The sequence below is a fragment of the Gemmobacter caeni genome (assembly GCF_003054195.1).
In the GTDB taxonomy this organism is placed as follows: domain Bacteria; phylum Pseudomonadota; class Alphaproteobacteria; order Rhodobacterales; family Rhodobacteraceae; genus Gemmobacter; species Gemmobacter caeni.
This window is the reverse complement of sequence record NZ_QBKP01000005.1, coordinates 138,852-165,028: the sequence shown is the minus strand read 5'-3', so window position 1 is coordinate 165,028 and position 26,177 is coordinate 138,852. Positions and strand designations below refer to the sequence as shown.

The following is a 26,177-nucleotide window of genomic DNA, read 5'->3' as shown; positions in this document are numbered from 1 at the left end:
GATAGGGGCGCGGTGCGGCAAGGGAAAGCTCAGTCCGTGCGATCCTGTGCCAGAAGGTAGATGGCGCATCCAGCCAGCATGACCAGCGCATAGAACAGGAACAGCGCCTGATAGGGCGCCTCGGGTGGTGTCGGCGCAATGGCGGCATGCAGCCGCCCGGTGATCATCTGCGAAATCCCGACGCTGCCCATGCCGAACAGGTTGATCAGTGTGACCCCGCGTCCCACCAGATGCGGTGGGAAGAAGGCCCGGCCATGCGCGACGATCATCGCGAAAGTGGCGCCGGTCAGCCCGATCAGCACCATCAGACCGGGCGTCACCCAGCCCCCGGCTGCGGGCATGGCCCAAAGCGCCAGAAAGCCGCCGGCGCAGATCAGGTTGCCGGTCAGGATCACCCGCTTGCGCGAGTGGAACAGCCGGTCCAGTGGGCCATAGGCAAAATTCCCGGCCACCATCGCCAGCCCCATCGCCAGCGTCACCTGCCCGATGCGCGCGGTATCGGCGCCAAAGACATCGGCATAGTAAGGCCCGGCCCACAGCCCGCGCAGCGCGGCGGGCGGCATATAGGCCACTGACATCATCGCAAGGATCGGCCAGATCGCGGGCATGCGCAGCAGATCCAGCACCGAGCCGCGCGCCTGCCCCTCCACCCGTTCCGGGTCGCGCGTCAGCAGGGCAACCAGCCCCGCGATGACCAGCGATACGGCAGCCAGCGCCACCAGCGTTTCGCGCCAGCCGAAACTCTCCACCGCCCACGCCAGCGGAAGGGAGCCCGCGATATTGCCCAGATTGCCGATGCCGATGACCGCCCCTGCCAGCGTTCCGAAGATTGCGGGCGCGTAGGTGCGGGCGAAGATGTAATAGGTCGCCATCAAGACGGGCGAACAGCCCACCCCGATCAGCGCCATGGCAAGCTGGATCTGCCATGCGGAGGAGGCGGCCGCGAACACCAATGCCCCGCCGCCTGCGCAAAGGCCGAACAGAACCGCCGCCGTGCGGCGCGGCCCGATCCGGTCCAGCGCGGAGCCAACCGGAATCTGTGCCGCCGCGAAGGTCAGGAACCACAGGCCCGAGGCCGCCGCCAGATCCTCAGCCCCGATCCCGAGATCGGTTTTCAGAACCGGCGCCATGACCGCAAGAAAAGCGCGGTAGAACTGGCTGAGGACATAGGCGGCGACCAGCGCAGCGATCCCGGCGCGCATCAGGCTGCCTGCGGCGCCCAGGGTTTTTCGCGGATCGGCAGATGCACCAGCGCCGAGAAGGCACCGACCCCGACGCCGATCCACCAGACCAGCGTATAGCCGCCCGTCAGGTCATACATCTTGCCGCCCAGCCAGACGCCGAGGAAGCCGCCGATCTGGTGCGACAGGAAGACGAAGCCGTAAAGCGTGCCCATGTAGCGCAGCCCGTAGATATGTGCGACCAGCCCGCTGGTCAGCGGCACGGTTGCCAGCCAAAGTGCCCCCATGGACAGCGAGAACAGCAGCACAGTTGTCGGTGTCATCGGCAGCAGGATGAACAGCGCCGCCACGATGGTCCGCGCGGTATAAACCCCGGCCAGCAGGTATTTCTTGGTGTATTTCTTGCCCAGCATCCCGGCGGTAATGGTGCCCACGATATTGGCAAGACCAATCACCGCGATGGCAACGGCGCCCAGGGCCGAGGTCGTCTCGATCCCCATGGCGGCCAGCGGGCCGTTCGGGTCGATCGGGCCGCACATCTCGGTCACGAAGGCCGGAAAATGCGCGGTGATGAAAGCAAGCTGGTAGCCGCAGGAAAAGAACCCGAGGAAGATCATGATATAGGACGGGTCGGTGAAGGCGCGTTTCAGCACCGTGCCAAGGCTTTCCTCCAGCTCCTGTCTGGTTGCCATCTCGGGCGAGCGCAGGAAGGGCAACGCCAGCAGCGTCGCCATGATGATTGCGGCGAAGATCAGGAACACCGTCTGCCACGGAAAGCTTTGCAGCAGAATTTCGGCCAGGGGCGCGCCGACCACCTGACCGGCCGACCCGGCCGCCGTGGCGATCCCCAGCGCGAGCGAGCGGTTTTCCGGCGACGACGCGCGCCCCACCACCGCCAGCACCACGCCAAAGCCGGTGCCTGCGATGCCGAAGCCTACCAGCACTTCGTAAAGCTGCATTTCCAGTGGCGTCATCGCATAGGATGACAGTACCAGACCCAGTGCATACAGAATGGCTCCGCCGATGATCGCCTTGCGATCACCGAACCGTTCCGCCACCGCACCGAAAAGCGGCTGGCCAATGCCCCAGGCAAGGTTCTGGATGGCGATGGCCAGCGAAAATTCCGCGCGCGGCCAGCCGAATTCCTCGCCAATCGGGATCTGGAACATACCGAAACTTGCCCTGAGGGCAAAGTTCAGCAGCAGGATGGCACAGCCCGCGATCAGGACTGGCGTGAAAAGGGGGGCTTTGGTCATCGGCGCGCTCCGGGGGGTCGGTGCAAGGTGATGCGCGCCTGCGGCAGGGTCAATTTGATTTTTGTGATGCATACAATGACCGTTCCTGATGCTTCCGGCAGCGATTTTGCCCCTGCGGCCACAATCGGCAGGAATTTATGCCGCCCGCTGCCGATCCCGCTTGCCATGCAGACGGCTCGTCGTGATGTTAGCGCGAACATTTATGGGGTTTCGGATGACGGATTGGTGGCGCGGCGCGGTGGTCTATCAGATCTATCCGCGCAGCTTTCAGGACAGTGATGGTGACGGCATCGGCGATCTGAAGGGTATCACCGCCCGGCTGGATCATGTGGCGGGGCTTGGCGTTGATGCGATCTGGCTGTCGCCGGTGTTCAGAAGCCCGATGGCCGACATGGGATATGATGTCAGCGATTATTGCGACATCGACCCGCTGTTCGGCACGCTGGAGGACTTTGACGCGCTGGTTGCGCGGGCGCATGATCTGGGGCTGAAGGTCATCATTGATCAGGTCATCAGCCATTCGTCGGACCAGCACCCCGCCTTTGTCGAAAGCCGCAAGGACCGCAGCAACCCCAGGGCCGACTGGTATGTCTGGGCCGATCCGAAGCCCGATGGCAGCCCGCCGTCGAACTGGCTTTCGGTCTTTGGCGGCAGTGCGTGGGAGTGGGATTCGCGCCGGCGGCAGTATTACCTGCACAACTTCCTGACTTCGCAACCGGACTTCAATTTCCACAACCCGGAGGTGCAGGACTACCTGCTGGGCACCATGCGCTTCTGGCTGGAACGCGGGGTCGATGGCTTCCGGCTGGATACGGTGAACTACTACTTCCACGATGCGAAGCTGCGTGACAACGGGCCGGAGCCACGCGAGGAAAACATTCCCGCCGTGAACCCCTATGACATGCAGGACCACGAATATTCCAAATGCCGCCCGGAAAATCTGCCGTTTCTGGAACGGATGCGTGAACTGCTCGACGAATTCGATGCCCGCACCATGGTGGGCGAGGTGGGCGAAGGCCCGCGCCGTGCCCTGCGTATCATGGAAGAATATACCTCGGGCCACCGGCTGCACATGGCCTATAGTTTCGACATGCTGGGGCCGAAGTTCACGCCTGCGCATTTCCGGTCGCGCGTCGAGGGGTTCTTTACCGCCGCACCGAATGGCTGGCCGATGTGGGCCTTTTCCAACCATGACGTGATCCGCCATGTCTCGCGCTGGGCCGACCATGGCCCGCAGGACGCGGTAGCAAAGCTGGCGGCCGCGATGCTGCTGAGCCTTGAGGGCTCGATCTGCCTCTATCAGGGCGAGGAACTGGGCCAGACCGAGACCGACATCGAATATCACGAGCTGACCGACCCGCCGGGTTTCCGCTTCTGGCCGGATTACAAGGGCCGTGACGGATGCCGTACGCCGATGGTCTGGGATGGCTCGGCCCATGGCGGGTTCACCACCGGCAAGCCTTGGCTGCCCGTAAAGCCGCTGCAACTGGCGCGGAATGTGGCGGCGCAGGGGGCGGGGTCGGTGCTGGACTGCTATCGCAGCCTGCTGGCGTGGCGCAAAGGCTCGGCGCTGGTGGCCGGGCGCAGCACGTTCTTTGATGTGAGGCCCCCCCTGCTGTCCTTCCGGCGCGACGGGGCGGAGGGGTCTGTGTTCTGCGCCTTCAACCTGTCGGACAAGCCGGTGAGCCTGCCCGTCAAGGGTCTGACCGCGCTGGACGGGCCGCAAGAGGGGGCAACGCTGGCGGGCGACAAGCTGAGCCTTGCCCTCTGCGGCTGGGTCTGGGCCTCCTGCGACACGGCTGCGCGGGCCTGAGCCTTAGAGCGCCTTCACCATCCGGTGCACGGTATGGCGCCGCGCGCCATAGTCCCGGTCGGGGAAAACCTGATCGGGCTGAAATCCTTCGCGTGCCCAGAAGGCGCGGCCCTTCGCATTAGCCTCCAGCGCCGCGATGAACAGCCTTGTGGCGCCGCGCGCCCTGGCACGCGCCTCGACCTCGCGCAGCAGCCGCACGCCCTGGCCGGAGCCGCGTGCCTCTGGCGCAAAGACCATGAGGCCGATATAGGCGTCTCCGGCCTCGGGATAGCCGAAGGCGACATCCACCTTGCCGATCAGCCGGTCGGCGGCAAACATCCCGAGACGCAGGCTGGTCGCCGGGTCGATCCCGGGCGGGGCATCGGTGAAGAAACTGGCGGCCTGCGAGCCATCGACCGCCGCGCCGCTTTCAAGATCGACATAATCTGCGGCGGCGCGGAACAGCGCCTCCACCGCCGCAAGGTCGGTCTGCGGGTCCAGATCACGGATCATCGGGCACCTCGATCTTCAGGATTTCCAGTTCCACCGCCCCGGCCGGGCGGCGCCATGTCACCACATCGCCGACCCGCGCCCCGATCAGCGCCCGCGCCAGCGGCGATTGCGGGGCGATGCGGCCAAGTGCGGCATCGGCCTCATCCTCGCCGGTGATTTCATAAGCCACCTCCGCGCCGTCCTCATCCGCCACTGTCACGCGATGGCCAAAGGCAACTTCGGTCGTGCCATGGCTGGCCGGATCAATCAGGATGGCACTGCGCAGTCGGGCCTCAAGGTAGCGGATGTCCCGCTCCGCCGCCGCCTCGGGCAGCCGGTCCAGCCGCTCTGCCCGCGCGCGCAACTGGGCGAGTTCTGCCTGCACCGCCAAAAGCCGCGCCTGCAAGGCCGCCAGCCCGCGCGGGGTGACGTAATTCGGATGCGGCGACACCGGCAGGTCGGGCAGCGGCGCCAGATCATTGGTATCTTCCTTGACGAAAGCGCGGCTCATCGGATGATCGGCTCCAGCGGGTCATAGGTCACGCCACCATCCCATGCGGCGACCGGCAGGCTGTCGGGCTTGTAGCGGATATGCGCCAGATCGGGGCGGGCGAAGAAGCGGCGCTCGGTCACCACGCCCTCGGGGTCGCGCCAGTCCGCCCGCAGGTCGCCCGCGACGATGGCGCAGCGGAAATAGACGTCCACCTGATGAAACGGCCCGTTCGGATCGTGGAACTCGTTTACCAGTGCCACCTCGCCCACAGTGACGGTCAGCCCGCATTCCTCATGCACTTCACGGATCAGGTTGTCGGGCAGCGAGGCGCCGCGTTCCACGCCGCCTCCGGGCGCGCACCACAGGTCGGATACGCCGCCGCCCCAGGCGTTGACCAGCAGCAGGCGGTTTTCGTGCAGGATCAGGCCGCGCACGGCGAGGCGGGGACACGGGGTTTTCATGGGCCGAGCCTTGCCGATGCGCGCGGCTTTGTCCATGCTCCGCCGCATGAACCTGCGCCGTGATCTTGCCCTGAGCCTTGCCCTTGCGACCGGCCTGTCCGCAGGGATCGCAAAGGCCGATTGCGTCGTTCTGCTGCACGGCCTTGCGCGCAGCGAGGCCTCGCTTCTGGCGATGCAAGAGGCGCTGGAGGCGCAGGGCTATCAGGTGGTGAACGAGGGCTATCCCTCGACCGAGGCGCCGATCCGCGATTTGGCGCCGTTGGTGGGCGAGGGTGTCGCGCAATGCGCGCCCGGCCCGGTGCATTTCGTCACGCATTCGATGGGTGGCATTCTGGCGCGCGTCTGGCTGAAGGATCACAAGCCCGAGGTGATGGGGCGTGTCGTCATGCTGGCGCCGCCCAACCACGGCTCTGAACTGGTGGATGCCTTCGGCCAGATTGGTGCCTTTGAATGGCTGAACGGCCCCGCCGGGCTGGAGCTGGGCACCGGCGCCGGATCGGTGCCGCGTGCCCTGCCGCTGCCGGATTACGAACTGGGCGTGATCGCAGGCAACCGTTCGCTGAACCCGATCTATTCCTCGATCATCACGGGGCGCGACGATGGCAAGGTTTCCGTCGCCTCGACCAAGGTGGCGGGTATGAAGGCGCATATCACCCTGCCGGTGACCCATACTTTCATGATGCTCAGCCCCGAGGTCATTGCCCAGACCGTGCTTTTCCTGAAGGAAGGCCGGTTCGATGCCGACATGACCTATGCCCGCGCGGTGGAGATTACGCTGGGCGAGGCGCCCTGAACGCGAACGGCCGCCGGGGGGTCCCGACGGCCGCTTGCGAAAGATCCGGGTGGATCAGATGCTGAGGCAGATGTATTTCATCTCCAGATAATCCTCCATCCCGTGACGCGAGCCCTCGCGGCCAAGGCCGGATTGCTTGACGCCACCGAAGGGCGCCACCTCGGTCGAGATGATCCCGGTATTCACGCCGACGATGCCGTATTCCAGCGCTTCCTGAACGCGGGTGATGCGGCCGATGTCACGGGCATAGAAGTAGGAGGCAAGGCCGAAGATGGTGGCATTGGCCTTCTCGACCACCTCTTCCTCGGTCTCGAATTTGAACAGCGGCGCCAGCGGGCCAAAGGTTTCCTCGTTCGTCACCAGCATCTCGTCGGTGACATTGGCCACAACAGTCGGCTGGAAGAAGGTGCCGCCCAGATCATGACGTTTGCCGCCAGTGACGATCTGTGCGCCCTTGCCCAGAGCATCGGTGATATGTTCCTCGACCTTCTCGACCGCATCCATATTGATCAGCGGGCCGGTGGTCACGCCAGCCTCCAGCCCGTCACCGACGTTCAGCTTGCGCACGGCGGCGGCGAGCTTTTCGGCGAATGCATCATAGACGCCAGCCTGCACATAGATGCGGTTGGCGCAGACGCAGGTCTGGCCGTTGTTGCGGAACTTCGACATCATCGCGCCTTCGACCGCCGCGTCCAGATCAGCATCGTCGAACACGATGAAGGGTGCATTGCCGCCGAGCTCCATCGAGCATTTCATCACCTGATCCGCAGCCTGACGCAGCAGGATGCGGCCCACTTCGGTCGAGCCGGTGAAGGTCAGCTTGCGGACGGCGTGGTTCTCGCAGAACTCCTTGCCGATATCCGAGGCGCGTTTTGAGGTGATGACCGAAAAAAGGCCCTTCGGCAGCCCGGCGCGTTCGCCCAGCACCGCCAGCGCCAGCGCCGACAGCGGAGTTTCCGCCGCAGGGCGGGCGACGAAGCCACAGCCCACCGCGATGGCCGGGCCGCATTTGCGGGTGATCATCGCATTCGGGAAGTTCCACGGCGTGATCGAGCCGACAACCCCGATGGGCTGCTTGATCACGGTGATGCGCTTGTCGCGCTGGTGGCCAGGAATGGTTTCGCCATAGATGCGCTTGGCCTCTTCGCCGAACCATTCGATGAAGCTGGCGCCATAGGCGATCTCGCCCTTCGCCTCGGCCAGCGGCTTGCCCATTTCTGCGGTCAGGATCGCGCCAAGGTCGTCCTGGTTCGCCATCATCAGCTCGAACCACTTGCGCATTACGGCGGCGCGTTCCTTGCCGGTGCGGGCGGCCCATTCCTTCTGCGCCTTTTCGGCGGCGGCAATGGCGCGCGCGGTTTCGGCGCGGCCAAGGTTCGGCACGGTGCAGATCACATCACCGCGGGCGGGGTTCGTCACTTCGAAGGTGCTGCCGTCATCGGCGTCGATCCATTCCCCGGCAACATAAGCCTGGGTCGCCAGCAGCGACGGGTCTTTCAGCAGCGCGCGCAGGTCGGTCACGGAATCAAGCATGGAAGCCTCCTCATTCGGGTCGCGCGCAGGAAACTCCTTTGCGCCGCCGCTGTCCAGTTCGGCAACGACGGTTTCCGGTGGATTCTGCATGTTTTGATCAAAAATTACCGCGCAGCGGTCAGCCGTTGGAATGCATCCGCTCGATATAAGCGCGCATTTCCTCGGCCTCGTGCCGGGCATCGCGCAGCCCTTCCATCGCGGCGCGCAGTTCCGCCTCGGTCTGGGCGATTTGGTTGCTCAGCTCTGCCTCGCGCTGTTCCAGATAGATAATCGCTTGATCGCGGGTTTCCTCGGCCTCGTGCAGCGATTGCGCCAGACGCTCCAGCTCTCCCATATCGGCGGCCGAGACGCGACGGAAGCGGTGCACCAGCCAGTTGGCGAACCAGCCTAGAGTGAAGGCCAGCATCAGAACGACGGCCGAGACGATGACGAATTCATTGCGGTTCATGCTGTGCGGTCCTCAAGCTCGGGTCGTCATCGGTCAGTTGTTCTCTGCGGGCCGGGGTTTCGGCCTTGTGGTGATTTCCTTCGGGGCGATCGAAGGGCTGGTATCATTCGAGAAATCCGGGCCGTCCTCCCCGGCGGAAGCGGCAGGTGCGGATTCCGGCGCGGCTTCACCTTCTGCCGCTGCGGCGGTGGCCTCGACCTGATCTTCCTCGGCAGCTTCGGCCGGTGCGGCAGTTTCCAGCAGTGTGAATTCGATGCGGCGGTTCGCCTCGCGCCCTTCCTCGGTGCCGTTGTCGGCAATCGGCAGCCCTTCGCCATAGCCCTTGGCCACCATGCCGCTGATGTCGACGCGCCGCCCTTGCAGCGCCAGCAGTACCGCCTCGGCCCGCGCCTGGCTGAGCGCGAGGTTCCCCTCGGTCGATCCCTGCGCGTCGGTATGACCGGCGATTTCCAGCTTCATCACCGGGCAGCCCAGCAGGATCTTGGCCAGAGCTTCCATCGTTTCGCCTGTCGGCCCATCAATCTCGGCGGAACCGGGGGCAAAGTTGATTTTGCTGGTGGCCACCGCCTTGTTCAGCTCGGCTGCACATTCCTGCGGGCTGGGCAGGGCGGCGAACGGGTCCAGCGCCTCGTCGTAGCGCACATTGACGCGGAAAGACTGGCCCTGACCCAGCTTGCCGGACAGGATCTGCGACACCCGCGCCCGGCTGCCCTGATTGCCGCTGACCCCGGTCAGGTCCACCGTATCGGCGCGCACGGTCAGCCTGCCGTCATGCAGTTCGGCCAGCGCCTCCAGCCCGGCCAGAACGCGCACGGGCCAGCCATCGGGCAGATCCTCGTCGAAGCGTGTTGCGGTATAAACCTGATCGGCCCCGAACCGCGCGCGGGCGTAGCTGTCGACCGCCGATTTCAGCAGCGCATCGGTCAGGCGGCCGCGCAACTGCACCCGCCCCTCGGGCGACAGCGTGGCGGTAAATTCGGCCGGGCCCTGCGCCTTGGCATCGGGTTTCGGCGGCAGGGTGGATTTCAGCGAGAAGACGGCGGGAAGCGCGGTCTGCAATTCGCCCACCACCTGATCGAAGGTCGCCTGCGAAGCGCCCGGTTCCGCCAGCAGCGTGACATCGGCGTCGGAGAAGGTGATGCTGCCACCGCCCAAAGCCTCCACGGCCTTGATCCCGGCTTCTACCGCTTCGGCCCAACTGGGGGTCGGCACACCCAGACCCACGGTACAGATCGAAGTGCCCTGCACGCCCGCCGCCGTACCAGCGCGCAGGATGCGGTCACGCGCGCGATCAGTGTCGGCGGAACAGGCATCAAAGCGTGCGCCCTCGGCATCCTTGATGAACCGCAGGGTGAAGGGCGTCAGCACCGGGCGCGGTGCCGAAATCTCGACCACAACCTCCAGCCCTGCGGGCCTGATCTTGGCCAGTTCGGTTTCCAGCCGCCGTTTCTGCGCGTCGCTGTCGGAAATTGCCGTCACCGCTACCCGATCCGCCGCCACCGAGATCTTGGAGCGCGGCAGCAGTTTCAGCGCTTCGGTCCCGAAGGCCAGCGCCTCGGACCACCGCTCAGGCGCCGGAAATGCGGCGGTTTCCAGCATGTCCGATACTGGCAAATCGCCTGCGATGGCTGAAACCTCGTCGCGCAGCAACTGATCGGCGGCTTCCGGTTCGGGATCGGCCGGGTTCAGCCGCACCGAAGCGGGCAGCAACCCGATAACCGAAAGCCCGTCGGTATTGCGCAGCATTTCCACCGAAAAGCGCGGCGCCTCGATCGCACGCACCGGGGCCACTGACATCCGGTCACGCACGCGCGAAGAATCGACCACTGCGCCGACAAGGTTGACCGCCCGGAACCGCGCGGCCTCGTTCGGCGCTTCACCCGACAGGCGAACCTGAAGCCCCGTCGTGCGCACATGGGTCCATGTCATGCCAGCGGTCAGCAGTTGTGACCGCACCGCCGCCTCTGTCCGGTTCTCGATCAGCATGGCGGCTGTCCAGGCGATCACGATGGAAACCACCCCCCCGCCGACAAAAGCGGCCGTCGTCAGGAGCGGGGTGCGTAATCTCATCGGTGGGCCTTCGGAACCTTTATGTTGTTGCTTCCTTAGGGTGCCGGGACGAACGGATCAATCAGACCGTCGCCGCACCGGCAAGAAACAGCGCAAGAATCAGCCCTGCATCGCGATTCGACCGGAAGAGATGCAGGCAGTTTTCGGTGTCGGTGGTATCCAGCCGCGCCAGTTGCCAGCGCAGGTGCCAGCCGAACAACATCACCCCCAGCAACCCCAGCGCCATCGGCCAGACCGATCCGGCCTCGATCAGTGCCGCGATGACGGCCAGCGCCGCGAGGCTGACCGATCCGATCAGGAAGCGTGTCAGCCAGAGCCGCGAACTGTCATCGCCGAACAGCCGCGCGGTGGATTTGACGCCGATCAGCGCGTCGTCCTCCTTGTCCTGATGCGCATAGATCGTGTCGTAGAACAGCGTCCACAGGATGCCCGCCACCCACAGGATGACCGGCGGCAGGCTCAGGCTGCCGGTATGGGCGGCCCAGGCCACCAGTGCGCCCCAGTTAAAGGCGAGGCCAAGAAAGAACTGCGGCCACCAGGTGAACCGCTTGGCGAAGGGATAGATCGCCACCAGCGCCAGCGAGGCCACCCCCAGCGCGATGGCCATAGGGGTGAAGGTGAACAGGATCGCCGCCCCGATCAGGCATTGCAGCGCCATCCAGACCACGGCCTGCCGCACGCTGACCTGACCGGAGGGCAGGGGGCGCGACCGGGTGCGCGCCACAGCCGCATCAAACTCGCGGTCGGTGATGTCGTTCCATGTGCAGCCAGCGCCCCGCATGACGGCTGCGCCAACCGTGCAGCCCGCGAAGATCCACAGATCGCGCCAGCCGATGCCCGCCGGATCGGCGGCAGCCGCCAGCCACAGGCCCCAGTAGCAGGGCAGAAGCAGCAGCCACGTCCCGATGGGTCTGTCGGCCCGGCTGAGCCGCAGATAGGGGCGCAGCGCAGCGGAGGCGTAAAGATCGACCCAGTTCCCCTTCGGCGCATCGGCGACGCTTGCTTGGGCCTCTGGCGTTTTGGCGCGCTCGGTCATAGGTTTGGCCTGTCATGGCAGATGCGAAGATCAGGCTTTATGTAGACCACCCTCTTGCCGGGGGGCAATCGGTTCCGCTGACCGAGGATCAGGCACGCTATCTGTTCGCCGTGATGCGGCTGCAACCCGGCGCGCTGGTGCTGCTGTTCAACGGCCGGGATGGCGAATGGCTGGCCGAGGTGGCCGAGGCGGGCAAGCGCGGCGGGCGGCTGGTCTGCCAGTCGCAGACCCGGCGCTTGCAGGCGCCGCCGGATCTGTGGCTGGTCTTTGCCCCGGTCAAGAAGGCGCGCACCGATTTCATCGTGGAAAAGGCGGTGGAACTGGGCGTGGCGCGCATCCTGCCGGTGCAGACTCACTTCACCAATTCCGAACGTCTGCGCGCGGATCGTCAGCAGGCCCATGCGGTCGAGGCGGCGGAGCAATGCGGCGCGACTTTCGTGCCCGAGGTGGCCGAGCTGCAACCGCTCGACCGGCTTCTTGCGGGCTGGCCCGCCGGACGTCGCATCCTGTGGTGCAATGAAGCGAAGGCGGGTGTCGCCACCGCGCTGGCCGGGCAACCCGCCGGGCCTTGGGCCATCCTGATCGGCCCCGAGGGCGGCTTTTCCGACCGCGAGCGTGCAAAGCTTGCCGCCCTGCCGCAGGTGGTGGAGGCAAGCCTTGGCCCCCGCATCCTGCGTGCCGAAACGGCGGCGCTCGCGGCGCTGACGCTGTGGCAGTCGGCATTGGGAGACTGGAAGTGATTCGCCCCGAGGCTCTGGCCACGCTCTCCCGCTGGCGCGAAAGCGGCTTTGCCCTCGCCTTGGGCGCTTTCGGCCTGTGGCTTGCCGGTCGCGGTGGCTGGGTCTTCGGGCCGCTGGGGCTGGCGCTTGCGGCGGCGGGCACGGCCTTCCTCATCCTCGCCCTGCGTCGCGCGCGGTTCCGGCAGAACAGTATCGGTCCGGGGCTGGTGGAGCTGGACGAAAGCCAGATCACCTATTTCGGCCCGACCGGCGGTGGGGCGGTTTCACTGCGCGAACTGGTCGAGTTGCGACTGCTTGCGCGCGGCGGGCGACGTTTCTGGCGGCTGAAACAGGCGGATGGGCAGGCCCTGCTGGTGCCGGTTGATGCCACTGGGGCCGATCGTCTGTTCGATGCCTTCTCGGCCCTGCCGGGGATGGACAGCCATACTCTTGTTGCCGCCCTCGCCCCCATAGGGGGCGCCGCGTCAGGCGGCCTGCCTGCCTCTGCGACAGATACGCTCGGGCCTGTCATCTGGCATCGCCCTGCGCGGCGTGCCTTGACTTGACCGCGAACGCGCGCCACCTGTTAGCGCCCGACCCGCATCGAACGGAGCCTTCCCCATGTCCATTCCTCAATCCGGTGGCGGCCCCATCGAGCGGTTCGAGCAACTGGCCGAATACCTCGCCTCGGGTTGCAAACCGAAAGCCGAATGGCGCATCGGCACCGAGCACGAGAAATTCGGCTTCCTGACCGACAGCCACCTGCCGCTACCCTATGATGGTGCGCATTCGGTGAAGGCGCTGCTGGAAGAGCTGCGCGACCGTTTCAACTGGCAGCCTGTGCTGGAAGGCGAGCATATCATCGGCCTCAGCCGCAACGGCGCCAATATCTCGCTGGAGCCGGGTGGCCAGTTCGAGCTTTCGGGCGCCCCGGTGGCCAGCCTGCACGACACCGCCGCCGAATTGCAGAACCACTTCGACGAGGTGCGCGCCGTGACCGAGGGCTGGGGCGTTGGCTTCCTTGGCCTGGGTGCCGCGCCGGAATGGACCCATGACCAGATGCCGGTGATGCCCAAGGGGCGTTATCGGCTGATGACCGAGTACATGGGCCGCGTCGGCACCCATGGCACGCAGATGATGTATCGCACCTCGACGACGCAGGTGAACCTCGATTACGCTTCTGAGGCCGACATGGTGAAGAAGCTGCGCGTCGCGCTGGCACTGCAACCCGTTGCCACCGCCTTGTTCGCCTCCTCGCCGTTCTTTGATGGCAAGCCGAACGGCCATCGGTCCTGGCGTTCACGCATCTGGCGTGGCCTGGATGACGCGCGTACCGGCATGCTGCCCTTCGCCTTTGAACCCGGCATGGGCTTTCAGCGCTATGTCGACTGGGTGCTGGATGTGCCGATGTATTTCGTCTACCGCGACGGCAAATACATCAATGCGCTGGGCCAGAGCTTCCGCGATTTCCTGCGCGGCGAACTGCCCGCGCTGCCGGGCGAAAAGCCCACGCTGTCGGATTGGGCGGACCATCTGACCACCGTTTTCCCCGAAGCGCGGGTGAAGAAATACATCGAGATGCGCGGCGCCGATTGCGGGGATCAGCCGCATATCGTGGCACTGCCCGCCTATTGGGTCGGGCTGATGTATGACGATGCCGCGCTGGATGCCGCATGGGATCTGGTGAAGGGCTTCGATGCGGAAACGCGCGAAGAGCTGCGGGTTGCGGCCTCGGTTTCCGCACTGGCGGGTGAGGCGAATGGCGTGAAGCTGATTGACCTTGCGCATGCCACCGTGGGCCTGTCGCATGCCGGGCTTGCCGCGCGCGGTCTGGGCGAGGAACGCCTGCTGGCGCCCCTGATGCAAAGCCTTGGCAGCGGGCAGGTGCAGGCAGATCGCTTCCTTGCCGCCTATAACGGGGAATGGGGCGGCAGCCTCGCGCCGCTCTATCAGGCTGCGCGCGTGGTGTGACGAGCCGGGGCGCGGGGCCTGCGCCCCGATGCCTCACTTCTTGCCGATCTTCGGTTCCGTCCCGGTGCGCAGCCGCTGGATGTTGGCCGCGTGGCGGAAGAACACCAGAAGCGTCAGGATCATGCCCAGAAACAGCATCTGGCCCTGACCCAGAACCAGCATCCAGATGGTCGAGCTCGCCGCTGCGGCCAGCGCCGACAGTGAAGAAATCCGGGCGAGGATGGCAACCACCAGCCAGGTGGCACAGCAGGCAAGGCCGACGGGCCAGGCCAGTGCCAGCAGGACGCCCAGAAAGGTTGCCACACCCTTGCCGCCCCTGAAGTTCAGGAACACCGGATACAGGTGGCCCAGAAAGGCCGCCAGACCGGCAAGCTGCGCCGCGTCCTCGCCCGCCACGGTCCGCGCGATCAGCACCGCCACCGCCCCCTTGGCGCCATCCAGCAGCAGGGTTGCCGCTGCGGCCCCCTTGTTGCCGGTGCGCAGGACATTGGTTGCACCGATATTGCCCGAACCGATCTGCCGCAGGTCGCCCAGCCCCATCAGGCGCGTGATGACCACACCAAAGGGTACCGACCCGAGCAGATAGGCAAATAAGGCAACCAGAAACAGTGTCGTGGGATCGGTCGTCAGGCCCGGCATGCGTTATTCTCCTGCCGCAAAGACACGGGTGCCGCCCACCCATGTGGCGAGCACCTTACCCTCCATCCGCTGCCCGTCAAAGGGGGTGTTCTTCGACTTGGACCGCAGGGTGAAACGGTCGAGCACGAAGGGCGCATCCGGGTCGAACAGCACCAGATCGGCGGGGGCGCCCGTTGCCAGCCGGCCCTGCGGCAGACCCAGACGCCGCGCGGGGTTGAGGCTGAGTGCGCGCCACAATTGCGGCAGGCTCAGATGGCCGGCGTGGTAAAGGCGCATCGCGGCGGGCAGCAGGGTTTCAAGCCCGACAGCGCCCGATGCGGCCTCTTCATAGGGCAGGCGCTTGCTTTCTTCGTCGGCAGGGGTGTGCATGGAACAGATCACGTCGATCAGCCCCGACCCCACCGCTTCGACCATGGCCAGACGGTCCTCCTCGGACCGCAGCGGCGGGGTCATGCGGAAGAAGGTGCGATAGTCGCCCACGTCGATCTCGTTCAGCGTCAGGTGATGGATCGACACCCCTGCCGTCACGTCGAACCCGTTCTTCCGCGCGCGTTCCAGCGCGGGCAGGGTGCGGGCGCAGGTGATCTGGTCGGCGTGATAGCGCACGCCGGTCATCTCGACCAAGCCGATGTCGCGGTCAAAGCCCATGCGTTCCGCCATCGGATGCACACCCGGCAGACCGCGCAACGAGGCGAACTTGCCGCTGGTCACGGCGGCGCCTTTCGACAGGCCGGGTTCCTGCGGATGGCCGATCACCAGCGCGCCAAGGCTGCGGGCATAGGTGAAGGCCCGCCCCAGCGCCTTGGTATCGGTGCTGACCGCATCGGCATCGGTGAAGGCCACCGCGCCCGCATCCAGAAGAAAGCCGATCTCGGTCATCTCGTGGCCCTGACGGCCCTTGGTCAGCGCGGCCATGTGGCGGATGCGCACCGGGCTGGCTTCGGCCGCGCGGCGCGTCACGAATTCCAGCACCTCAGGCGTGTCGATGGCGGGCGCGGTATCGGGGCGTGCGATGATTGTCGTCACCCCACCCGCCGCCGCCGCCAGCCCGGCGGATCGAAAGCTTTCGCGGTGCCGTTCGCCCGGCTCGCCGATCTTGACGCCAAGATCCACGATACCGGGGGCAAGGCATTTGCCGCCGCAATCCACGATCTCGGCCCCTTCGGGCGCAGGTTCGTTCACCGCGACGATCTGCCCGCCGCGCAGCGTCAGGCTGCCGGGCGCATCGGTCAGCGCCTCGGGGTCGATCAGGCGGGCATTGGTGAAATGCAGGGTCATGTCATGCCCTCCGGGGGTAGGATTGAAATGCAGGGGCGGGCATCAGCCGGACCCCAGCACGAAAACGAGTGTGAAAAGCCCGAGGAAGACCAGAACAGCGACGGCCACCATGCCGCCGGCGCGCATTTCCTCTTTGGTGGGCTTGCGGTTGGGATCGGGTTTCATGCAGCCCCCCTTTGCACCTGCCGGATCAGCGCCAGCACCTGCGCACTTTCGTCGATACGGTCGAAGATCAGGCTTTCGGTCACTGCGCCGCGCGGGCCGGTCATCTGCTGGCGCAGGGTGATCGTTGCTGGCTCGCCCTCACTGTCCACGATGGTCGCCGGGGTCAGTGTCAGCGCATGTTCCCGCACCCCGGCCAGCGGCCAGTGCATCGCCGCGATGGCGCGGCGGTCGGTCAGCGTGTAGCGCGCGAATTTTGCCCGCAGGCGCGGCTGATAGGCCCGCCAGAACGCAAGTTTCAGGCCGACAACCAGAAAGGGCAGGCCGAACAGCCAGAAGGCGCCCTGTTCCATCGCTTTGGTCATCCAGAAGAGCGAAAAAGCGATGAAGGCGAGGCCAAAGATCATTTCGCCGGGCCGCGAGACATCCAGAAGGCCGCCCGGCTCGGGCCGCCCTTCCCACAGGATACGCTCGCCCGGCTGCAAATCGGTCATGCCCGCCCGCCCCGTGCCGCTTCGATCCGCGCACGGGTGGCGGCGCCGTCGCGCAGGTATTTCATCAGGAATTTCTCGCCCGAGCGGGTGATGACGACCAGATCGCCGAACACCGGCTTCACATCGGCGATATCACCCAGCGGGATCGCCTGCCCGGCGGGGCCCAAAAGCCGCCGGTCGGTCAGCCGCCATTCCGCCGCCAGCGCCTCGGAGGCGAGCCAGGCCGACCGCAGGCCCAGCGCCAGCACCGCCGCGACCGGCCCGATCCATGGATAGGGGTTGCCAAGCGCCAGCAGCGCGGCCCCGGCCAGCGTGCCGAAAACCACCACAAGGATCAGGGTGTTGCGCCAGTAGACCGTGCGGTCAGCGCGAAAGGTCTCCACCAGCCGCTCACCTTCGGCCAGCGGCTGCGGGCCGCGAAACAGGCTGTCGCGGGCGGGGCCATCGGTCATACCATGGTCTCCGCCGCCTTCGCGCCGCGTTCGGCACGCAGGTTGCGGGCCAGGAGGTCCATGCAGGCCATGCGCACCGCGACGCCCATCTCGACCTGATCCTGAATCACGCTGCGGTTGATGTCGTCGGCCAGCTCTCCGTCGATCTCCACCCCGCGGTTCATCGGGCCGGGGTGCATGACGATGGCATCCGGCGCGGCAACCGACAGCTTTTCCCCGTCCAGCCCGTAGCGGTGATAATATTCGCGTTCTGAGGGGATGAAGCCGCCATCCATCCGTTCCTTCTGAAGCCGCAGCATCATCACCACATCGGCGCCCTTCAGCCCCTCGCGCATGTCGTCAAACACCTCGCAGCCGAATTCGGCCACGCCCGAGGGCATCAGCGTCGGGGGGCCGATCAGCCGCACGCGGTTTTCCATCTTGCCCAGAAGGATCAGGTTCGACCGCGCCACCCGGCTGTGCGCGATGTCGCCGCAGATCGCCACGGTCAGCCGCTGGATGCGGCCCTTCGCGCGACGGATGGTCAGCGCATCCAGCAGGGCCTGTGTCGGATGTTCATGCTTGCCGTCGCCTGCGTTCAGCACAGCGCAATTCACCTTGCTGGCCAGAAGGTTGACCGCGCCGGAGTTCGGATGCCGCACCACCAGCAGGTCAGGGTGCATCGCGTTCAGCGTCAGCGCTGTGTCGATCAGCGTCTCGCCCTTCTTCACGCTGGACTGCGCAACGCTCATGTTCATCACATCGGCGCCGAGACGCTTGCCCGCCAGCTCGAAACTCGCCTGCGTGCGGGTCGAGTTTTCGAAGAACATGTTGATCTGGGTCATCCCCTCCAGCGCGTCAGAGCTTTTGACGGTGCGCCGGTTCAGATCGACATAGCGTTCGGCCAGATCCAGAACGCTGCGGATCTCGTCAGGGGCGAGGTGTTCGATGCCGAGCAGATGACGGGCGCGGAACGACATGGAAACCTCCCTCGGCAGCGGTTGCCGCGTTATAGGCAGCCGGGGAAGGCGGATCAATCGGTGAAATCGGCGCAGGTCTCAGCGGATGCTGCCGAGGATGTCATCCCACAGGTCTGCCCGCATCTGGAAAGCCTCGTTCAGACTTTCAATGGTCATCAGATTGTTCTTGATGGTCAGGTTCATCTTTTCGAGATCCAGCGACGGGTCGATCAGCAGGCGGTCTTCATCGGGGTTGAAATCCACGAGGTCGATCTTGCCCTTCGTCAGGGCATCCTTGCTGAGCACGAAAGTATCCTCGCCCTCGCCGCCTACCAGTTGTGTCGTGCCGCCATTGGCGACCAGCGTGTCGTTGCCCGCGCCGCCGCGCAGCAACAGCTTGCCGGTGCCGCCGACCAGCATGTCATTGCCGTCGCCGCCGTCCAGCGTGTCATTGCCCGCGTCGCTGACCAGCTTGTCATTGCCTGCCCCCCCTATCAGCCGGTCGTTTCCGGTGCCGCCGGAAATCTGGTCATCGCCCGCGCCGCCGTCGATCTTGTCGTTGCCGGCATTGCCTTCCAGAATGTCATTGCCGCCCAGACCGCGCAGCACATCCTGCCCGACACTGCCGACAATATGGTTGATCTTGCTGGTGCCTTTGGTGATCGCATCGCCCAGATCGGCAAAGATGGTGGCCAGCCCGCCCTTGAAGGCGAAATTCGCATTGTCGAGGAAAGAACTGAGCGTGTCCTTCTTGCCCAGTTCCACCTCGAACAGCGCGATGTCCTTGGAACTCAGCGGATCGTCCAGCGTCACCAGCGCGATGCGCTGCGCCTTGTTGGCCCATTCGATCGCAAGATCGCCGCGCGACGGTTTCAGCCCGATCTGGGCGAAGCCGGAGATATCCAGCACATCGCCGCGCTCATAGCCCTCGATCCGGTCGACGCCGCCGTTCTGGCCGAAGATGAAACGGTCCTTGCCCGCGCCGCCGATCAGCGTGTCGTTGCCCGCCCCGCCTTCCAGCGTATCCGCCCCGGCCCCGCCGCGCAGTTCATCCGCGCCGTCGCCGCCCGAGAGGCGGTCATTGCCTTCGTCACCGAACAAAACGTCATTGCCCGCATCGCCGGACAGCACATCGTTGCCAGATCCGCCCAGCAGCCGGTCCTTGCCCGCGCCGCCCGAAAGATCGTCATTGCCGCCATTGCCGCGCAATACATCGTTGCCATCCAGACCGACCAGCTTGTCCGCCGCAGCCTTGCCCACCAGCACATCATCGCCCGAGGTGCCGATGCTCTTGTCCGTCGGCTTGATAATCGTGTCGGTCAGATGGGTCGCAAGCTGAGCCACACCGTTCGATAGTTCGACCAGCGCGGTCTTGGTCGCATCGCTGACAATGATGTTCTTGCCGCTGGTGTTGAGATACCCCTCCAGCCCGTCCATCAGCTTGATCAGATTGCCACCCAGCTTGATCATTGCGGAAACTCCTGTCGCGGCGGGTTGCCTGATGCTGAGTGCATCGGTGCCAAAGGTGAAATCGGTGATCTTGTCTGGCCCGTTGGTGGCCCCCGGCGTGATGACAAAGACATCCTTGCCGTCACCGCCGGTCAGGGTATCGACACCCTCGCCGCCATCCAGCGTATCCTTGCCCGCCGCACCGGACAGCAGGTCAGCCCCCTTGCCGCCTTCCAGCAGGTTTCCCTTGTGGTCGCCCGCGATGGTGTCATTGCGCGATGTGCCGGTGACATTCTCGAAGTTACGGATCGAGTCTGCGTCGTTGCCATCCCTGGCAAAGCCCTCCGCCAGATCGACTTCAACCCCCAGATTCGGGTCGGGGCGTTCGCCGTTAAAGGCCTCCCACGAGGTTTCCAGCAGATCGTCAAAGGCGTCGGTCAGGTGAAATTCGGTCACCAGCGTATCGACACCGCCCCGCCCGTCCAGCGTGTCGTCATCCAGCCCGCCCGAGATCGCATTGGCCTTGTTGTCACCCTTGATGATGTCCTTGTTGGGTGACCCCAGGATATTCTCGATCCCCTTCAGCGAGGTGACGATGGTTGCGTAATCCTCGTAATAGCCACCGCGGGTCTGCACGGTGCCCGCCGTCAGGTCCGCGCGGATCGCTGTGAGGTCATCGGGGAAAAGCGAGCCGCCAGAGCCCCGGCCATAACCGATCCAGTCGATCCCCCCACGCCCGTTGACCGTATCGCTGCCGCCCTCGCTGAGGTCGTAGAACTCCACCTCGCCATCGCTGCCGCTGATGATGTCATTGCCTTCCGATCCGATCACGGCCTCGAAGTTGCGGAGACTGTCGGTGTAGCCACCCCAGTTCGTGATCGAAAAGCTGAAATGCTTGGTGCCCACGGCCTTGCCGTTGTCCCAGATCGTCGAGGATTCTTCCTGCACGATGTCACGGCCCTGCCAGGATGCAGTTCCGGCGGCCAGATCGACATTGGCGTAGTAACGCGGATAGGGCAGATCGAACTCCCATCCATAAAGCTCACCCTCTGCAAAGGTGTCGATGCGGAAATCCAGCAGGTCGAAGCCTGCGCCGCCTTCTACGTCATCATCGCCGCTGCTGACCTGGAACACATCGTCACCCGCGCCCAGATCGACGGTGAACCGGCCGTTGAAGGTGGGGGTGGCGATCCGGTAGTCATACCAGCTGCCAGTCCAGACCCGTTCCAGTTCGAACGGGATCATCCGGCCGCCGGATACGAAATCATCGGCTTCGCCCAGCGTCACAGAAGTATCGTCGGATGTGAGCCAGCTATGGGCCATGTCTCTGATCGGCATTCTGGTCCCCCTTCATGGCGGGTGGAAAAGGCAAGGCCTTCGGATCAATGCATCGCGATAGAACTGAACTGGAAGACCCCGGGCCTGCCGGGGTCTTTAAAGCGTAACGCGATGCCGGGCGGACGGGCAAGTGTCTTGGGCCAAAGCATCCCCTGATCAGGGGAGGCAGGGCGTTGTTCAGCTTGCCAGATAGGCGCGCAGCGTCGCTTCGGTGCCCTGTGTCGCAAGGCTGCGCAGCCAATGCGCGAAATCCGCCGCGAATCCCGCATGGTCGGCCAGATCGCCATAGATCGTGCGCTGTTCCAGCCAGACATACGGCTGTTCCTGCGCCTGCCGGGCAAGCCCTTGCAGCACGTCCCAGTTCGGGTCGTTGGGTGCGATTTCGGCGCCGCTGTCGGTGCGGCCCGCGCAATACCGGCACCACATCGCCGAAACCAGCGCCAGCCCCCGCGCCGGACGCCCCGCCGCCAGCGCATCACGCACCGAGGGGATGATGAACTTCGGCTGCCGGTTGGACCCGTCGAGGCAGAGCCTGCGTTCGGTATCCGCCACCTCCGGATTGGCAAAGCGCGCGCGGATCAGATCGTAATAGGCCGGGATATCGGTATCGGGCACCGGCGGCACATAGGGGATGACCTCCTCGCGTTCCACCTTGTCCAGCAGGGCGGAAATCAGCGGATGCGCCATTGCCTCATGCACATATTCAATGTCCATCAACCCGCCGGGATAGGCGATGATCGCGTGCCCGCCGTTGAGGATGCGGATTTTCATCATCTCGTAGGCATGAACATGGTCGGAGAAGGTGACGCCCACCTGTTCCAGCGGCGGGCGGCCGGCGGGGAAGTGGTCTTCCACCACCCATTGCCGGAACGGCTCACACGTTACCGGCACCGGATCGTCGGCCAGACCGAAGCTCGCCGCCATGGCGCGTTCGCGCGGGCCGGTGGCAGGGGTAATGCGGTCCACCATCGCATTGGGGAAGGCGACATGGGCGTCGATCCAGCCTGCAAGCTCGGGGTCTGAAAGGCGGGCAAGGCCGACCACGGCGGCGCGGGTGACATGGCCGTTGCCTGGCAGGTTGTCGCAGCACATGACGGTGAAGGGCGGCACGCCCGCAGCCCGCCGGGCCTTCAGCGCCGCGACGATGGCGCCGAAGGCGGTGCCCGGCGCGTCGGGATTGGCGGCATCGGCCATGATCTCGGGTGCGGCGGGGTCGAATTGGCCAGTGGCCGCGTTGATGAAATAGCCGCCCTCCGTCACCGTCAGGCTGACAATGCGGATTTCTGCCCGGGTCATCGCGGTGATCAGGCTGGCATTGCCCGGCTCGACCGGCAGGAAGTCGATCATGCTGCCGATACGGCGGCAGGTCTTTCCTGCCGGATCAAGCTCGATCACCGTTGAAAGGCAATCCTGCCCCTTCAGCGCATCCCGCATCTTTGCATCCGGCGCGCGCACCCCGGCGCCGAGGATCGCCCAGTCATGTCCGAGGCCGAGGTTGAACAGGTCGTCCAGATAGACGGCCATATGCGCGCGGTGAAAATTGCCCAGCCCGATATGGACGATGCCGGGGGTCAGCTTGCTGCGGTCGTAGCGCGGAGTTTCTACAGTCATGGTCAGGCCATCCAGTTTCCGCCGTCCACGCCGAAGCACTGGGCGACGATGTAATCGGCTTCCGGCGTGGCGAGGAAGATCGCCATACCCGTCAGATCCTGCGCCGTGCCCATGCGCCCGAAGGGCACGGCGGCGCCGACCTCGCGTTTCTTCTGGCCGGGGGGCTTGCCTTCAAAGCGGGCGAACAGGCTGTCCACATGATCCCAATGTTCGCCGTCCACCACGCCGGGGGCGATGGCATTGACGTTGATACCATGGGCGATCAGGTTCAGCCCGGCGCTTTGCGTCAGGCTGATGACGGCGGCTTTCGAGGCGCAATAAACCGCCACAAGGCTTTCGCCGCGCCGCCCGGCCTGACTGGCCATGTTTATGATCTTGCCGCCTTCGCCCCGGTCGATCATGTGCCGCGCCGCCGCCTGCATGCAGAACAGCGTGCCCGCCACATTGACCGAAAAGATACGGTCGTAATCGGTGCGGGTGATGTCAGCGATGGGCTGGGCGGTGAACAGCGCCGCGTTGTTCACAAGGATGTCGAGCTTGCCCATCCGCGCGATGGCGGAGGCGAAACCGGCCTCGATGCTGGCCTGATCGGTCACATCCATCTGCACCGCATGGGCCTGCGGACCAAGCTTCGCCGCGGCGGCTTCGGCGGCAGCCGCATTGACGTCGGCCAGCGTCACCGTCGCGCCCTCGGCGATGTAGGCGCGGGCGAACTCCAGCCCGATGCCGCGTGCTGCCCCGGTGATCAGGGCCGTTTTCTCCGCCAGCCGCATCAAAGCGCCATCCCGTTTGCGTCGAAGCGGTAAAGCTTGTCGGGGGGCGGCAGAAGGCTGATGGTCTGGCCATGATGCAACCCGCGTTCGCCGGGCACCCGCACCGTCAGATCGCCCACGCCTTCCACCGCGACCTTCAGGAAGGTATCGGACCCCAGATGCTCCGCCAGCCCGATCACGCCATTCCACGGGCCGTCGGCTGTGACTTCCAGATGTTCGGGTCGCACGCCAAGGGTGGCGCAGCCGTGCCTGTCGGCCTCGGCCCCGGTAATGAGGTTCATCTTCGGGCTGCCGATGAAGCCTGCGACAAACAGGTTGCGCGGGCTGCGATACAGCTCCAGAGGCGAACCCACCTGTTCGATCCGGCCCGCGTTCAGCACCACGATCTTGTCGGCCATGGTCATCGCCTCCACCTGATCGTGGGTGACGTAGATCATCGTCGTCTTCAGCGACTGGTGCAGCTCGCTGATTTCCTGCCGCATCGTGACACGCAGCGCCGCGTCAAGGTTCGACAGCGGCTCGTCGAACAGGAAGGCGGCCGGTTCGCGCACGATGGCGCGGCCAATGGCGACGCGCTGGCGCTGACCGCCCGACAACTGCCCCGGACGGCGATCCAGATAGCTGGAGAGGTTGAGGATACGCGCCGCGTTTTCAACCTTCCGGTCCTGTTCGGCCTGCGGCATCTTCGCCATCTTCAGCGGGAAGGCGATGTTCTTCCTGACCGACATATGTGGGTAAAGCGCATAGCTTTGAAACACCATCGCAAGGCCACGTTCGGCCGGGGCCGCATCGGTGGCATTGCGCCCGTCGATCTCGATCTTGCCCGAGGAGATGTCCTCAAGCCCGGCGATCAGCCGCAGCAGGGTGGATTTGCCGCACCCCGAGGGTCCGACGAAAACCACGAATTCGCCATCGTTGATCGTCAGATCCAGCGGCGGGATGACATTCACGTCGCCGAAGCTTTTCGTGATCGAGGAAAGGGTAATCTGTCCCATGGGTTACCTCACTTCACCGCGCCGAAGGTCAGGCCGCGGACGAGTTGTTTCTGGCTGAACCAGCCGAGGATAAGGATCGGCGCGATGGCCATGGTCGAGGCCGCCGAGAGTTTTGCGTAGAACAGCCCCTCGGGCGACGAATAGCTGGCGATGAACTGGGTCAGCGGCGCCGCGTTCGAAGTGGTCAGTTGCAGGGTCCAGAACGCCTCGTTCCAGGCCAGGATGATGTTCAGAAGCAGGGTCGAGGCGATGCCGGGCACGGCCATCGGCGTCAGGATGTAAAGGATTTCCGACCGCAGGTTGGCGCCGTCCATCCGCGCGGCCTCAAGGATCTCGCCGGGGATTTCCTTGAAGTAGGTGTAAAGCATCCAGACCACGATCGGCAGATTGATCAGCGTCAGCACCACGACCAGCCCGATGCGGGTGTCCAGGAGGCCGAAATCGCGGAACATCAGATACATCGGCACCAGCACGCCCACGGCGGGCATCATTTTGGTCGACAGCATCCACATCAGCAGATCCTTGGTGCGTTTGCCGGGCACGAAGGCCATCGACCAGGCGGCCGGAATGGCGATCAACAGCGCCAGCAGGGTGGAACCCAGCGACAGGACGACCGAGTTCCAGAAATGCTTCAGGTAGTTCGAGCGTTCCTGCACCTCGTGATAGCTTTCCATCGTCCAGGTCGAGGTCAGCACATCCAGCGGCGCCTTGATGGCGTCGCCCTCGGATTTGAAGCTGAGGATGATGGTCCAGAGGATCGGAAAGAAGATCAGGAAGCCGATGGTCCAGGCCGCGACCGTGACGACGGCCTGCCGGGTGGCGGTAGATTTGCGCGACATGGCTCAGGTCTCCAGGTTCTTGCCGATCATCCGCATCAGGAAGATCGCAACGATATTGGCCAGGATCACGGCGATGATGCCGCCCGCGCTGCCGCCGCCCACGTCATAGTTCAGCAGCGATTGCGCATAGACGAGGTAGGGCAGGTTGGTCGAAGCCGTGCCGGGGCCGCCGTTGGTGGTGACAAGGATTTCGGCAAAGACCGACAGCAGGAAGATGGACTGGATCAGCACGACCACGGTGATCGACCGCGTCAGATGCGGCACCGTCAGATAGATGAAGCGGTTCAGCCAGCTTGCGCCGTCCATCTCGGCCGCCTCCATCTGCTCGCGGTCAAGGCTTTGCAGGGCGGTCAGCAGGATCAGGGTCGCGAAGGGCAGCCAGCTCCACGCGACGATCAGGATGATCGAGGCCAGCGGCGCATGGGACAGGAAGTCGAAGGGCTGCAAGCCAAACGCCTTGGCGATATGGGCGAACATGCCGTTCACGGGGTTCATGAACATGTTCTTCCAAACCAGCGCCGAAACGGTGGGCATCACGAAGAAAGGCGCGATCACCATGACGCGCACGATGCCCTGCCCCTTGGACGGCTGGTCCAGCAGCAGCGCCAGCGCAACGCCACCGACGACGGTGATGACCAGCACACCCCCCACCAGCAGCAGCGTGTTTATCAGCGCATCCCAGAAGGCGTGTTGCGTGATGAAGTAGTAATAATTGTCAAAGCCGGTCCAGCTTTCCATGCCGGGCATCAGCAGGTTGTAGCGCAGGAAGCTGAAATAGATGGTCATGCCCAGAGGAACGATCATCCACAGGAACAGCAGGATGACCGCGGGAGAGACCATGAGGCGCGCCGCCGTCCGCGAATGTTCGGTTGCCATGGCGTTTCCTGAATGTCGGAGGGGAATGAAACGGCGGGGCCAGCGGATGTGAGAGGGCCAGCCCCGCCCAGGGAGGAACGACAGGTGT

Annotated in this window: 27 protein-coding genes; 5 read left to right on the top strand and 22 right to left on the bottom strand. The window is 65.0% G+C overall.

Annotated elements, in window-relative coordinates:
- Nucleotides 1–29 precede the first annotated feature (29 nt).
- Genes C8N34_RS09850 through C8N34_RS26345 form a run of 3 tightly spaced genes read right to left on the bottom strand, consistent with a single transcriptional unit; the run spans nucleotide 30 to nucleotide 2,604 of the window.
- Nucleotides 30–1,202, bottom strand: a complete 1,173-nt coding sequence (locus C8N34_RS09850; protein ID WP_108128742.1) for an MFS transporter — start codon at nucleotides 1,200–1,202, stop codon at nucleotides 30–32.
- Nucleotides 1,202–2,437 (bottom strand): MFS transporter, encoded by a 1,236-nt coding sequence (locus tag C8N34_RS09845; RefSeq protein ID WP_054301454.1) that lies wholly within the window; start codon nucleotides 2,435–2,437, stop codon nucleotides 1,202–1,204. Before C8N34_RS09845 ends, C8N34_RS09850 begins: the two co-directional genes overlap by 1 nt.
- Complete coding sequence (locus C8N34_RS26345) at nucleotides 2,434–2,604, bottom strand: hypothetical protein (protein ID WP_158640710.1); 171 nt, start codon at nucleotides 2,602–2,604, stop codon at nucleotides 2,434–2,436. The genes C8N34_RS09845 and C8N34_RS26345 overlap by 4 nt, the downstream gene beginning before the upstream one ends.
- 47 nt (nucleotides 2,605–2,651) lie before the next feature.
- On the opposite strand from C8N34_RS26345, the gene C8N34_RS09840 reads away from it, so the two are divergent.
- Nucleotides 2,652–4,250 carry an alpha-amylase family glycosyl hydrolase gene (locus C8N34_RS09840; RefSeq protein WP_108128826.1) on the top strand — a complete coding sequence of 533 codons (1,599 nt, stop codon included), beginning with the start codon at nucleotides 2,652–2,654 and terminating at the stop codon, nucleotides 4,248–4,250.
- Nucleotides 4,251–4,253: 3 nt separating this feature from the next.
- On the opposite strand, the gene C8N34_RS09835 is transcribed toward C8N34_RS09840, so the two are convergent.
- Genes C8N34_RS09835 through C8N34_RS09825 form a run of 3 tightly spaced genes read right to left on the bottom strand, consistent with a single transcriptional unit; the run spans nucleotide 4,254 to nucleotide 5,711 of the window.
- Entirely contained in the window at nucleotides 4,254–4,742 is a 489-nt protein-coding gene (locus C8N34_RS09835) for a GNAT family N-acetyltransferase (RefSeq protein ID WP_108128741.1), read from the bottom strand.
- Nucleotides 4,732–5,232: a GreA/GreB family elongation factor gene (locus C8N34_RS09830; protein WP_054301424.1), complete on the bottom strand. Its 501-nt coding sequence runs from the start codon at nucleotides 5,230–5,232 to the stop codon at nucleotides 4,732–4,734. The genes C8N34_RS09835 and C8N34_RS09830 overlap by 11 nt, the downstream gene beginning before the upstream one ends.
- A complete protein-coding gene (locus C8N34_RS09825) occupies nucleotides 5,229–5,711 on the bottom strand; it encodes an NUDIX domain-containing protein (RefSeq protein WP_108128740.1) in 483 nt (160 codons plus the stop codon). Before C8N34_RS09825 ends, C8N34_RS09830 begins: the two co-directional genes overlap by 4 nt.
- On the opposite strand from C8N34_RS09825, the gene C8N34_RS09820 reads away from it, so the two are divergent.
- Complete coding sequence (locus tag C8N34_RS09820) at nucleotides 5,674–6,468, top strand: lipase family protein (protein WP_242013813.1); 795 nt, start codon at nucleotides 5,674–5,676, stop codon at nucleotides 6,466–6,468. The two genes, C8N34_RS09825 and C8N34_RS09820, sit on opposite strands and share 38 nt — an antisense overlap.
- 54 nt (nucleotides 6,469–6,522) lie before the next feature.
- On the opposite strand, the gene C8N34_RS09815 is transcribed toward C8N34_RS09820, so the two are convergent.
- The 4 genes from C8N34_RS09815 to ubiA all read right to left on the bottom strand — a co-directional run bounded on the left by C8N34_RS09815 (nucleotide 6,523) and on the right by ubiA (nucleotide 11,555).
- On the bottom strand, nucleotides 6,523–8,001 hold the full coding sequence (locus tag C8N34_RS09815; RefSeq protein ID WP_108128824.1) for an NAD-dependent succinate-semialdehyde dehydrogenase: 1,479 nt from the start codon (nucleotides 7,999–8,001) through the stop codon (nucleotides 6,523–6,525).
- Nucleotides 8,002–8,119: 118 nt separating this feature from the next.
- Nucleotides 8,120–8,449: a hypothetical protein gene (locus tag C8N34_RS09810; protein ID WP_054301422.1), complete on the bottom strand. Its 330-nt coding sequence runs from the start codon at nucleotides 8,447–8,449 to the stop codon at nucleotides 8,120–8,122.
- Nucleotides 8,450–8,482: 33 nt separating this feature from the next.
- Nucleotides 8,483–10,519 (bottom strand): OmpA family protein, encoded by a 2,037-nt coding sequence (locus tag C8N34_RS09805; protein ID WP_108128739.1) that lies wholly within the window; start codon nucleotides 10,517–10,519, stop codon nucleotides 8,483–8,485.
- Between the two features lie 61 nt (nucleotides 10,520–10,580).
- Nucleotides 10,581–11,555, bottom strand: a complete 975-nt coding sequence (gene ubiA / locus C8N34_RS09800) for a 4-hydroxybenzoate octaprenyltransferase (RefSeq protein WP_108128738.1) — start codon at nucleotides 11,553–11,555, stop codon at nucleotides 10,581–10,583.
- Between the two features lie 14 nt (nucleotides 11,556–11,569).
- On the opposite strand from ubiA, the gene C8N34_RS09795 reads away from it, so the two are divergent.
- From C8N34_RS09795 to C8N34_RS09785, 3 genes are read left to right on the top strand one after another with little or no spacing between them, the layout of a single operon-like run.
- On the top strand, nucleotides 11,570–12,295 hold the full coding sequence (locus C8N34_RS09795; RefSeq protein WP_054301419.1) for a 16S rRNA (uracil(1498)-N(3))-methyltransferase: 726 nt from the start codon (nucleotides 11,570–11,572) through the stop codon (nucleotides 12,293–12,295).
- A complete protein-coding gene (locus tag C8N34_RS26340) occupies nucleotides 12,292–12,840 on the top strand; it encodes a hypothetical protein (RefSeq protein ID WP_158640711.1) in 549 nt (182 codons plus the stop codon). Before C8N34_RS09795 ends, C8N34_RS26340 begins: the two co-directional genes overlap by 4 nt.
- Before the next feature lie 55 nt (nucleotides 12,841–12,895).
- Complete coding sequence (locus tag C8N34_RS09785) at nucleotides 12,896–14,245, top strand: glutamate--cysteine ligase (RefSeq protein WP_108128736.1); 1,350 nt, start codon at nucleotides 12,896–12,898, stop codon at nucleotides 14,243–14,245.
- 33 nt (nucleotides 14,246–14,278) lie between these two features.
- Here C8N34_RS09785 and plsY read toward each other — a convergent pair whose 3' ends face one another.
- From plsY to C8N34_RS09730, 12 genes are all read right to left on the bottom strand, one after another.
- A complete protein-coding gene (gene plsY / locus C8N34_RS09780) occupies nucleotides 14,279–14,884 on the bottom strand; it encodes a glycerol-3-phosphate 1-O-acyltransferase PlsY (protein WP_108128735.1) in 606 nt (201 codons plus the stop codon).
- 3 nt (nucleotides 14,885–14,887) lie between these two features.
- On the bottom strand, nucleotides 14,888–16,162 hold the full coding sequence (pyrC, locus tag C8N34_RS09775; protein WP_054301415.1) for a dihydroorotase: 1,275 nt from the start codon (nucleotides 16,160–16,162) through the stop codon (nucleotides 14,888–14,890).
- Between the two features lie 42 nt (nucleotides 16,163–16,204).
- The gene (locus C8N34_RS27130) at nucleotides 16,205–16,327 is read right to left on the bottom strand and encodes a hypothetical protein (RefSeq protein WP_255349794.1); all 123 of its coding nucleotides are present in this window, start codon (nucleotides 16,325–16,327) and stop codon (nucleotides 16,205–16,207) included.
- Nucleotides 16,324–16,818, bottom strand: coding sequence for a hypothetical protein (locus C8N34_RS09770; protein WP_108128734.1), 495 nt, complete (start codon nucleotides 16,816–16,818; stop codon nucleotides 16,324–16,326). The genes C8N34_RS27130 and C8N34_RS09770 overlap by 4 nt, the downstream gene beginning before the upstream one ends.
- Nucleotides 16,815–17,270 (bottom strand): hypothetical protein, encoded by a 456-nt coding sequence (locus C8N34_RS09765; protein ID WP_108128733.1) that lies wholly within the window; start codon nucleotides 17,268–17,270, stop codon nucleotides 16,815–16,817. The genes C8N34_RS09770 and C8N34_RS09765 overlap by 4 nt, the downstream gene beginning before the upstream one ends.
- Nucleotides 17,267–18,229, bottom strand: coding sequence for an aspartate carbamoyltransferase catalytic subunit (locus C8N34_RS09760; RefSeq protein WP_108128732.1), 963 nt, complete (start codon nucleotides 18,227–18,229; stop codon nucleotides 17,267–17,269). Before C8N34_RS09760 ends, C8N34_RS09765 begins: the two co-directional genes overlap by 4 nt.
- Before the next feature lie 78 nt (nucleotides 18,230–18,307).
- On the bottom strand, nucleotides 18,308–20,995 hold the full coding sequence (locus tag C8N34_RS09755; protein WP_108128731.1) for a calcium-binding protein: 2,688 nt from the start codon (nucleotides 20,993–20,995) through the stop codon (nucleotides 18,308–18,310).
- A 177-nt stretch (nucleotides 20,996–21,172) separates the two neighbouring features.
- Nucleotides 21,173–22,606: a mannitol dehydrogenase family protein gene (locus C8N34_RS09750; RefSeq protein WP_108128730.1), complete on the bottom strand. Its 1,434-nt coding sequence runs from the start codon at nucleotides 22,604–22,606 to the stop codon at nucleotides 21,173–21,175.
- Between the two features lie 2 nt (nucleotides 22,607–22,608).
- On the bottom strand, nucleotides 22,609–23,379 hold the full coding sequence (locus C8N34_RS09745) for an L-iditol 2-dehydrogenase (RefSeq protein ID WP_145693626.1): 771 nt from the start codon (nucleotides 23,377–23,379) through the stop codon (nucleotides 22,609–22,611).
- A complete protein-coding gene (locus tag C8N34_RS09740) occupies nucleotides 23,379–24,374 on the bottom strand; it encodes an ABC transporter ATP-binding protein (protein ID WP_108128728.1) in 996 nt (331 codons plus the stop codon). The genes C8N34_RS09745 and C8N34_RS09740 overlap by 1 nt, the downstream gene beginning before the upstream one ends.
- An 8-nt stretch (nucleotides 24,375–24,382) precedes the next feature.
- On the bottom strand, nucleotides 24,383–25,213 hold the full coding sequence (locus tag C8N34_RS09735) for a carbohydrate ABC transporter permease (protein ID WP_054301407.1): 831 nt from the start codon (nucleotides 25,211–25,213) through the stop codon (nucleotides 24,383–24,385).
- Nucleotides 25,214–25,216: 3 nt separating this feature from the next.
- On the bottom strand, nucleotides 25,217–26,089 hold the full coding sequence (locus C8N34_RS09730; RefSeq protein ID WP_108128727.1) for a carbohydrate ABC transporter permease: 873 nt from the start codon (nucleotides 26,087–26,089) through the stop codon (nucleotides 25,217–25,219).
- Between the last annotated feature and the right edge of the window lie 88 nt (nucleotides 26,090–26,177).